The 8,586-nt window shown below is 52.9% G+C and carries 8 protein-coding genes; 4 read left to right on the forward strand and 4 right to left on the reverse strand.

From position 1 onward, the window contains the following. Positions 1-103: 103 nt before the first annotated feature. The 3 genes from BM485_10490 to BM485_10500 form a co-directional block, all read right to left on the reverse strand. A complete protein-coding gene (locus BM485_10490; protein OKY75111.1) occupies positions 104-1,165 on the reverse strand; it encodes a deoxyguanosinetriphosphate triphosphohydrolase in 1,062 nt (353 codons plus the stop codon). Positions 1,166-1,251: 86 nt separating this feature from the next. After that, positions 1,252-2,046, reverse strand: coding sequence for a hypothetical protein (locus BM485_10495; GenBank protein ID OKY75112.1), 795 nt, complete (start codon positions 2,044-2,046; stop codon positions 1,252-1,254). Between the two features lie 159 nt (positions 2,047-2,205). Then, positions 2,206-4,185: an ABC transporter ATP-binding protein gene (locus BM485_10500; GenBank protein OKY75113.1), complete on the reverse strand. Its 1,980-nt coding sequence runs from the start codon at positions 4,183-4,185 to the stop codon at positions 2,206-2,208. A 135-nt stretch (positions 4,186-4,320) separates the two neighbouring features. On the opposite strand from BM485_10500, the gene BM485_10505 reads away from it, so the two are divergent. Then, positions 4,321-5,145: a hypothetical protein gene (locus tag BM485_10505; GenBank protein ID OKY75130.1), complete on the forward strand. Its 825-nt coding sequence runs from the start codon at positions 4,321-4,323 to the stop codon at positions 5,143-5,145. Here BM485_10505 and BM485_10510 read toward each other — a convergent pair. Beyond that, positions 5,129-5,956 (reverse strand): phosphoenolpyruvate synthase regulatory protein, encoded by an 828-nt coding sequence (locus BM485_10510; protein ID OKY75114.1) that lies wholly within the window; start codon positions 5,954-5,956, stop codon positions 5,129-5,131. The genes BM485_10505 and BM485_10510 overlap by 17 nt on opposite strands. A gap of 301 nt (positions 5,957-6,257) precedes the next feature. On the opposite strand from BM485_10510, the gene BM485_10515 reads away from it, so the two are divergent. The 3 genes from BM485_10515 to BM485_10525 form a co-directional block, all read left to right on the forward strand. Further along, entirely contained in the window at positions 6,258-6,527 is a 270-nt protein-coding gene (locus tag BM485_10515; protein OKY75115.1) for a hypothetical protein, read from the forward strand. A gap of 111 nt (positions 6,528-6,638) precedes the next feature. Beyond that, entirely contained in the window at positions 6,639-7,289 is a 651-nt protein-coding gene (locus BM485_10520) for a histidine kinase (protein OKY75116.1), read from the forward strand. A gap of 253 nt (positions 7,290-7,542) precedes the next feature. Then, positions 7,543-8,586, forward strand: a 1,044-nt coding sequence (locus BM485_10525) for a hypothetical protein (protein ID OKY75117.1), incomplete at its 3' end; no start/stop codon positions are given.

An 8,586-nucleotide genomic window follows, 5' to 3' on the forward strand; every position in this document is an offset into this window, starting at 1 on the left:
AGAGAATTTTTTTTTACGGCAAGGAAACTCTGTGTTCGCTGTGATCTCCGGGGTTTGTTTGTGTTTTTTACAAGTTTATCAATCCTGTTTGAATCAAAAAATCTTATCGGGCTCCCCAGCGCTTGGGGAAAAAGATGCTGGTGTAAAGATCCAGCGCATAGCGATCGGTCATGCCGGCGATAAAATCGCATACCTTGCGCGGCCGTTCCGTTTCCTCTCCATAGGCGGTTTCCGCCTCCCAGATGCCGCGTCCGGGCAGTTTGACATCCTCTTCCATGAAATACTCATACAGTTCCCGGATGATCTTCATCGCCTTGATGAATTCGCTGTGCACCTGACTGGACTGGTAGACGTTTTCAAAGAGAAAGGTGCGCAGATCCGATGTCGCCTGAACAACGTCGGGGCTCATGGCAAGCCGCGATTCACCGGCCTCAAGGGTTTTGACGATGAGGTCGTTGACCATGGCGCTGATGCGCTGGGAGTTGGTTTCACCGAGACTCGCCCTTATCGTGTCGAGCATATTTTTTTCTTCTATCAACCCGGCCCGCACCGCGTCGTCCAGATCGTGATTGACATAGGCGAAAATATCCGCCAGCCGCACGACCTGGCCTTCCAGGGTTTCGGGCAGCTCGGAGAGATCGTCGGGCAGAATGGCCCTTCTGCCCTTGGAGTGTTTCAAGATGCCGTCCCGCACCTCGTAACAGAGATTCAGGCCCGTTCCCTTGTTTTCCAGAACCTCCACCACCCGCAGGCTTTGTTCGTAATGACGGAAGCCGCCGGGATGCAGCTCGTTCAACACCGATTCGCCGGCATGGCCGAAAGGGGTGTGTCCGAGATCATGGCCAAGGGCGATGGCCTCGATGAGATGACCGTTCAGTCGCAGGGCGACACCGATGGTGCGGGCGATCTGCGCCACTTCCAGGGCGTGGGTGAGCCGGGTGCGGTAATGGTCGCCGGTGGGGGCGAGAAAAACCTGGGTTTTGTGGGTGAGCCGTCGGAAGGTTTTTGAATGGATGATTCTGTCGCGATCCCGGGCAAAGGCCAGCCGGATGGGGCATTCCGTCTCTTCCCGCAATCTGCCCCTGCTGTTTTTGGTATGACAGGCAAAAGGGGAGAGGTTTTTTGCCTCCCGGTCCTCAAGTTCAAGTCGCAGGCATTTGATCATGGCAATAGTCTTTCAAAAAAGCACCCACAGAAGAGCGTATCATCTGTGGGTGCGGATGCATAACGGGATGTTTCCCGCAACGGGGATCAATCGGCCCGGCTGCTCACATGGGTGACGATATCAGCCTTGGAGAGATCCTTCAGCACCGGGTGCTGCATGATCTGGTTCGGGGCTTTTTCACCGTTGATGTTGGTGATGAGCAGAGAACCGCGGCCCTGTCCGTAAATGTCGTTGAAATCATAGACCGCGCCGACAACGACGAGATCACCGTGGGTAACCTTCTGTCCATAAAGATTCATGGCGTAATCCACCTGGTAATCGACATTGCGTTCCACATTCTTGGCCCAGCGCTCCTTGTCGGAGCCGGTGCCGTCATCCATGGCAATGACCGGTTTCAGGGGGTCGAGCTCTTTTTTGATGCCGGTGGTTTCGCCTGAGTAATCGCCCATGGCGGCCTTGACCGCGCCGCAGCTTGAATGGCCGAGAATGAGCAGTATTTTGGTGGGCAGGTGGTTGACGCCGTAATCAACCGAGCCTTCGGAGTTAACTACCTGGTTGCCGATATTTCTGATGACGAAAATATTGTTGTCCGGCATCATGCCGAAAAGATGGGTATGGACACGGGAGTCGGAACAGGTGACGACCGTCAGGTTAGGGACCTGTCCGTCCTGAAAAGCATCGAAGTGACCGCTGTCGGTATGGGCTTTAAAGGTATTGTTGCCTTCGATGACCGTCTTTATTGTTTCACTGGCTGACATTGCCGGCGCGCCGGCCGGGGCACCATGGCCGCCGCCGTGATCGGATGCCCATGTCTGCGGAGCAACTGCGAGAACAGCGGAAAAGCCCAAGGCAAGAAAACAATTCTTTACTATTTTTTTCATTTTTCTCCTCCCGAAAGAAAATTGATAAAGAGGCAAAAGCCTCCAGTCAGAAATAGCGTGCGTCTGTCTAAATCAACAAACGACATTACTGATTATTTCCGTGATGGTCAAGAAAAGTGATGTTTTTTTATGCATTTGTCCTGAAATTTCAGGTTTCCGCTAATCTGCAAAACGCGCCTCTATTTCCTCCACCTTTGACTGATTTTCTTCCCACTGCTGATAACAGCGTTTCAGCTTTCGTTCCACGTCTGCGTATTCTTTGCTTTTTGAACCGAAAATTTCCTGGTCCTTGTACAGTTCAGGATCGGCAAGCATTGCTTCCAGCTCGCTTTTTGACTTTTCCAGACGTTCGATTTCCGCCTCGTTTTCCGCGATTTTTTTGAGAAACGGTTTGAGGACGCTGTTTTTTTCCTGGCGGATCCTGGCCTGTTCCTGTCGCGCTTTTTTGCCCCGGGCCGGGGTGCCGGCGTCGTTCTGCGGATCTGCAACAAGGGCCGGAGTTTCCTCGGCCGATGTTGCCGCCCGTTCCCGTTGCTCGGCGGTTTTTTCCAGGTAATATTTGATGTTGCCGTCAAAAAGAGTGGCCCGGCCGTTTTTGATCTCCAGCACCTTGTTGACAAAGTTGTCAAGGAAGTAACGGTTATGGCTGACGATGATGATTGTACCGTCATACTGGGCCATGGCCTCCTGCAGGATTTCCTGGGAGGTCATATCCAGATGGTTGGTCGGTTCGTCCATGATCAGAAGATTGGCGGGGGTGGCAATCATTTTCGCCAGGGCCAGTCGGCTTTTTTCGCCGCCGGAAAGGACCTGAACCTTTTTGTCGACCTCTTCGCCGCTGAAAAGAAAGGCGCCGAGCAGCGACCTGGTCTGGGTAATGGTTTTTTCCGCCTCAACCATGGAAAGGGTTTCCAGCACGGTATAGTTGGGAGAAAGTTCCTGTGCCTGGTGCTGGCCGAAGTAGGAAAGGGAAACATTGTGGCCCAGTCGGATGGCACCGTCGTCCTGTTTGACCAGCCCGGCAAGGCTCTTTACCAAAGTGGACTTGCCGGCGCCGTTGACACCGACGATGGCCATTTTGTCGCCGCGCTGCAGTTCAAACGAGATGCTGTCAAAGACCTTTTTGTCGCCGTAGCTTTTTTTCAAGCCTTCAACGGTGATGGCCAGCCGGCCGCTGGGCGGCGCGGGAGGAAATCGAAAGAAAATTTTATGATCCGTTTTCTCCAGCTCGATAATTTCCATTTTTTCCAGCTGTTTGATGCGGCTCTGGGCCTGTTTGGCCTTGGTGGATTTGGAGCGGAATCTTTCAACGAACCGTTTGGTCTGGTCGATCAGGGCCTGCTGGTTGTCATAGGCGGCACGCTGGATCTGCTGCCGCAGCTCTTTTTCCTTGACATAGGTTGAGTAATTTCCCTTGTAAATCGTCAGGTTGCCGAGGCTCAACTCCCAGGTGAGGGAGGTCATGTTGTCGAGAAAGGCCCGGTCATGGGAAACGATAATCAGCGCCCCCTCATACCCAGCCAGAAACTCCTCGAGCCAGGTCAGGGACTCGATGTCAAGATGGTTGGTCGGCTCGTCGAGAAAGAGAAAACCGGGCGCGGCAAGGAGCTGTTTTGCCAGCATCAGCCGCATCAGCCAGCCGCCGCTGAATGTCGAGCAGGGCCGCGCCAAATCTTCCTCCTTGAAACCGAGCCCGGCCAGGACCTTTTCAATGGTCGCCTTGATGCGGAATATATTGGAATGGTCCAGTTCATGCTGCAGTTCTCCCTGACGCTTGAGCAGCTCTTCCAGGGAGGCCTTGTTTTCATGACAGGTGCTCATCTCCTTGTTGAGGGCATCGAGTTCCTTTTGTTTGGCAAGGAGAGGGGCAAAGGCGTTCTCCGCCTCGGCAAACAGGCTGTTTCCAAGGGTGATGCCGGTAATTTCCTGGGGCAGGTAGCCGCAACTGACCTGTTTCGACCAGGTGACCACCCCCGGATCGGAATCAGCAACCCCGGCCATGATTTTCAGCAGGGTCGACTTGCCGGCGCCGTTGACCCCGACCAGACCGATTCTGTCCCGGGTGTTGATGCGTCCCGAGATATTTTTAAAAAGGTGTTTTGCTCCGTATTGTATGGAAAGGTTATTAATGGTAATCATAATGGGTATTGCAAAGAATTCAGGAGTCCGGAGAAAGGATTCAAAAGTAGGTAAAAAAAATTACTCTATCAACGTAAACGGCGTTGAGGCCGCAACTAGTGAATGCGCGAAACTGACATGGACATAGCAGAAAAGATCGAAAAAGGCACTGTTTTTTCCACGGATTTTACCAGCTGGGACGGAAGTATCAACCTTTTGCTTGCCCGATGCCGTTTGGCGGATGTCCTGGCGGAACAACGGACGATCCTGATCAAGCCCAATCTCGTTGAAGCCCTGCAGCCGCCGATCACCACCCCGGTTGCTTTGATTGCAGCCCTTGTCGACTGGTTGCGGAAGCAGGCGCCGCACTGCCGGGTGATGATCGGCGAGGGATGCGGTTCGCTGGAATACGATACCCCGCATGTTTTTGATGCGCTGGGCTACACCCGGCTTGCCCGGGAGAAAGGGGTGGAGCTCATTGACCTTAACGAAGAAAAATCCGTCCGGAAAAGCAACGGCCAGTGCCGGCGATTTCCGGAAATATATCTGCCCGCCATTCTCTTTGAAACCTTTCTGGTTTCGGTTCCGGTGTTGAAGGCCCACAGCCTGGCCGGTGTGACCCTGACCATGAAAAACATGATGGGCGCGGCCCCGCCGCGCCATTACCAGCAGGGAGGTCATTGGAAGAAAGCCTCGTTTCACAGCGGCATTCAGGAGGCGGTGTTTGAGCTGAACCGTTACCGCAGTCCTGATTTCACCCTGCTTGATGCCACGGTGGGCATGGCCCAGGCCCATCTTTGGGGGCCGACCTGTTCACCGCCGGTCAATAAGCTGTGCGCCGGGTTTGATCCCGTTGCGGTTGATGCCTGCGGCTGTGCGCTGCTGGGCCGGGAATGGCGGGAAATCGGCCACATCCGCCGGGCGGACGGCGTGCTGGGCACAGGGGATTACCGGGTAATCGAGATCAGGGCCGCAGGGTGACCTTCTTTTTCGGCAGATCGACCACTTGGCAGATCTGGGTGACTATTTCCTCGATGGATTTGCCGGTGGAGGAAATCACGGGAATGCCGAACCGGCGGTAAATCTCTTCCGCCTGATGGATTTCCTGCCGACAGGTACTCATTTTGGCGTACGTGCTTCCCGGATAGCGCTTTTCCCTGACGCTGCAGAGAAATTCAGGGGAGGTTGTCAGGCCGACGACCTTTTTGGACAATGTTTTTAAGGCATCGGGAAGCCGGTATTCATTGAGGTATTCGCTGGTCAGCGGGAAGTTGGCCGATTTGTAACCCATCTGGGTTGCCAGGTAAACGCTTACCGGCGTTTTCCCCGCACGCGAGACGCCGAGGACAATGATCTCCGCTTCATGATATTCATAGGTCTTGGTGCCGTCGTCATGGTCCAGGCAGTAGTGGATCGCCTCGACTCTTCTCCCCATCTCCAGATCATCCGTGTGGTGACTGAATCCTGGCACCCGCAGCGCCTTGGTTTCCAGCGAGCCTTCCAGATCGTCCAGCAGGGAGCCGAAAATATCGAAAAATTCCACTTCCGGATTGTCGAAAATCTGACGGATATCCGCGTCCATGATGGAGACAAAAACCAGGGGCCGCCTGCCTGCGGAGCGTTTGAGGATGGTTTTCAGAATATCCTTTGCATCGGAAATCGCACGGACAAAAGGGTAGCTGTCCTCAACAAAATTTATTTCCGGAAACTGACAGGTCAGGGCCTGGCCGAGATTGGTTACCAGGATGCCGGTGCTGTCGGATATGTAATAGACGTCTTTTGAGTTCCACATAAGCAAATATAAAAATTCTCCGGGAAAAAGTCAAAATATGAGCTGAGTGTTTTTCTCCTGTCATGAAAATTGATCTGTACAGGATTGAGAGATTTTCTCAGCATGGAGCCAACCGTGCAATCGGGCTTGTATTTTTCTCTACTTGCAAAAGCGCCGACGACAGAGTATACAATAACTCATTACTTTAATCTTAGTTTAAGTCGAAGCACATTCATTTACGTTTTCCCGCCACTTTGTTTTTTTCCCGCATTGTTTGCCCTCGTAGAAGTTTTTGCTGATTGCTTAAAAAAAGGAGTGCAACATGAAAATCTATGTCGGCAACCTTACTGCCGTTATGAGTGAGCTCGAATTAAAGAAGCTCTTCCTGCACCATGGCTTTGTTGTAGAATACGCCCAAATCATTACCGATTACTATACCCGTCAATCCAAATGTTTCGGCTACGTAAAAATGCAGTTTAAAGAAGATATAGCAAAAGCGATCGAGATACTGCACGGAAAAACCGTCAACAATCTGCTTCTGGTCGTCAAGAAAGCTCGTTCACGTGATGAACGAGAGGGAAGTCCCTGGTAAGCCGAGCCCGTCCGGATTTCTTTTCCCCCCCCCCAGTCAAAACTGATTCCCGCCTCCAGGGAAAATGTCTGCGTATCATCAAAACATCTGCGTAGCATCAAAAGGTATTTCATGTCAATGCTGCGTATTCGCTATCAAACAATAGAATTCGGCGACACGGATATTCATCTGCGCACCTTGCGCGACAAGCAGCAATACGCCGATATCGGCGGTGTTGCCGACCAACTGGGAATTTCCTCGGCCCAATGGTCCTTGTTCGGGGTTGTCTGGGCGTCGGGGGAACTTCTTGCCCATCTCATGTTTGACCATGAGATCAAGGGGTTGCGGATTTTAGAGGTGGGCTGCGGCATCGCCCTGGCGAGTTTGGTGCTGAATAACCGCTTGGCGGATATAACCGCCACGGACTACCATCCGGAGGTGGAACATTTTCTTCTGGAAAATGTTAAGCTCAACAAGGGCGAGGCAATACCATTTTTCCGCACCGGATGGGACGATGACAGCAGCAGTTTAGGGAAATTTGATCTTATCATCGGCAGTGACCTGCTGTATGAAAGAGATCATGTTGATTTGCTGGCCGGTTTTATAGATCGGCATGCCCGGCCCCATTGCGAGGTGATAATTGTTGATCCGGGACGCGGCCGTCATGGGTCTTTCAGTAAAAAAATGGCACATTTGGGTTACTCGCACAGCCGAAGCGAACCTGAAAGTATCGACTATCTGACCCAGCCGTTTCGTGGCCGCATCCTTCGTTACCACCGTTAGCCCCCTCCATCTTCTCGCAACAAGCTGTTGTCGGCCCCTTTTTCATTTCAATGAAGCTGCCGCAAATCCACTTTAAATAACCGTCGCCGGTCATTGCCAATTCGATAAAAAGATATATTTTATTGAGCCTCTTTCAAAATGACGAGACGCGCCACACAAAAGATATTATCGCGTAACATATTGAAATAATTGAACTTCACGGCGTTTTCTGGTATTGTTTTGTAACCAGCAAAACAGAACACAGGAGAACGCCGTGAAGCTCACCGACAAAATATCATGGTTGATGGGGTATGTCCAAAGAAGTCTGTTTCCCCATCTGAACAAATGTTTGCAAGCTCCGCTCACCGCGCAGGAGGAACGCCTGGTGTCTATTCTGGAGATTATCCAGGTTGAGCAACACGTACCAAGGAACATACGTCGATATCAGTATCCCGGGCGCAAGCCTCTTGACCGACAGGCTTGCGCCCGAGCATTCGTGGCAAAGGCGCTCTACCGATATCCGACGACCAGCGACCTGCGTCGGGCTCTGCAATCAGCAGGGAATCTGCGGCAGATATGCGGATTTGCCACTTCCAATGCTATCCCGTCGGAGCCTACCTTGTCGCGGGCCTTTGCCGAATTTGCCGCCGGCAGTCTTGGTGGGCGGGTCCATGATGCACTGGTGAAGGAATACCTTGGCGAAGAGCTTGTCGGACACATCAGCCGGGACTCCACGGCCATTGCCGGACGTGAGAAAGCGGCGAAGAAGGTGGCCAGGGAGCCGAAGAAGCCTCGCAAGAGGGGGCGTCCCGCCAAAGGCGAGCAACGGACGCCGGCCATCGAGAAGCGGCTTGACCGTCAGGTCCGCCAGAGTGCCGAGGAAGCCATTGGTGAGTTGCCGGTTGCCTGTGATCGTGGCACCAAGAAGGACGCCAAGGGGTACAAAATATCATGGAACGGTTTCAAGCTGCATCTGGACATCAACGATATCGGCCTGCCAATCAGTGCCCTTGTAACCTCTGCTTCGCTGCATGACAGCCAGGTAGCGATTCCGCTGATCAAGTTGACCAGCGGAAAGGTGACCTATCTCTACGATTTGATGGATGCAGCCTACGATGCCAAGCGGATCGAGGAGACCAGCCGGAAGTTCGGCCATGTTCCAATCACAGATAAGAATGGCCGCGGCCAAGAGGTTGTCCCCATGGCACCGCACGAGGCAGAGCGCTATAAAATCCGGTCCAGCGCGGAACGGGCAAACAGCCGATTGAAAGAAGACTTCGGCGCTAACAATGTCATGGTCAAGGGACACTGCAAGGTG

It is taken from the genome of Desulfobulbaceae bacterium DB1 (assembly GCA_001914235.1).
In the GTDB taxonomy this organism is placed as follows: domain Bacteria; phylum Desulfobacterota; class Desulfobulbia; order Desulfobulbales; family SURF-16; genus DB1.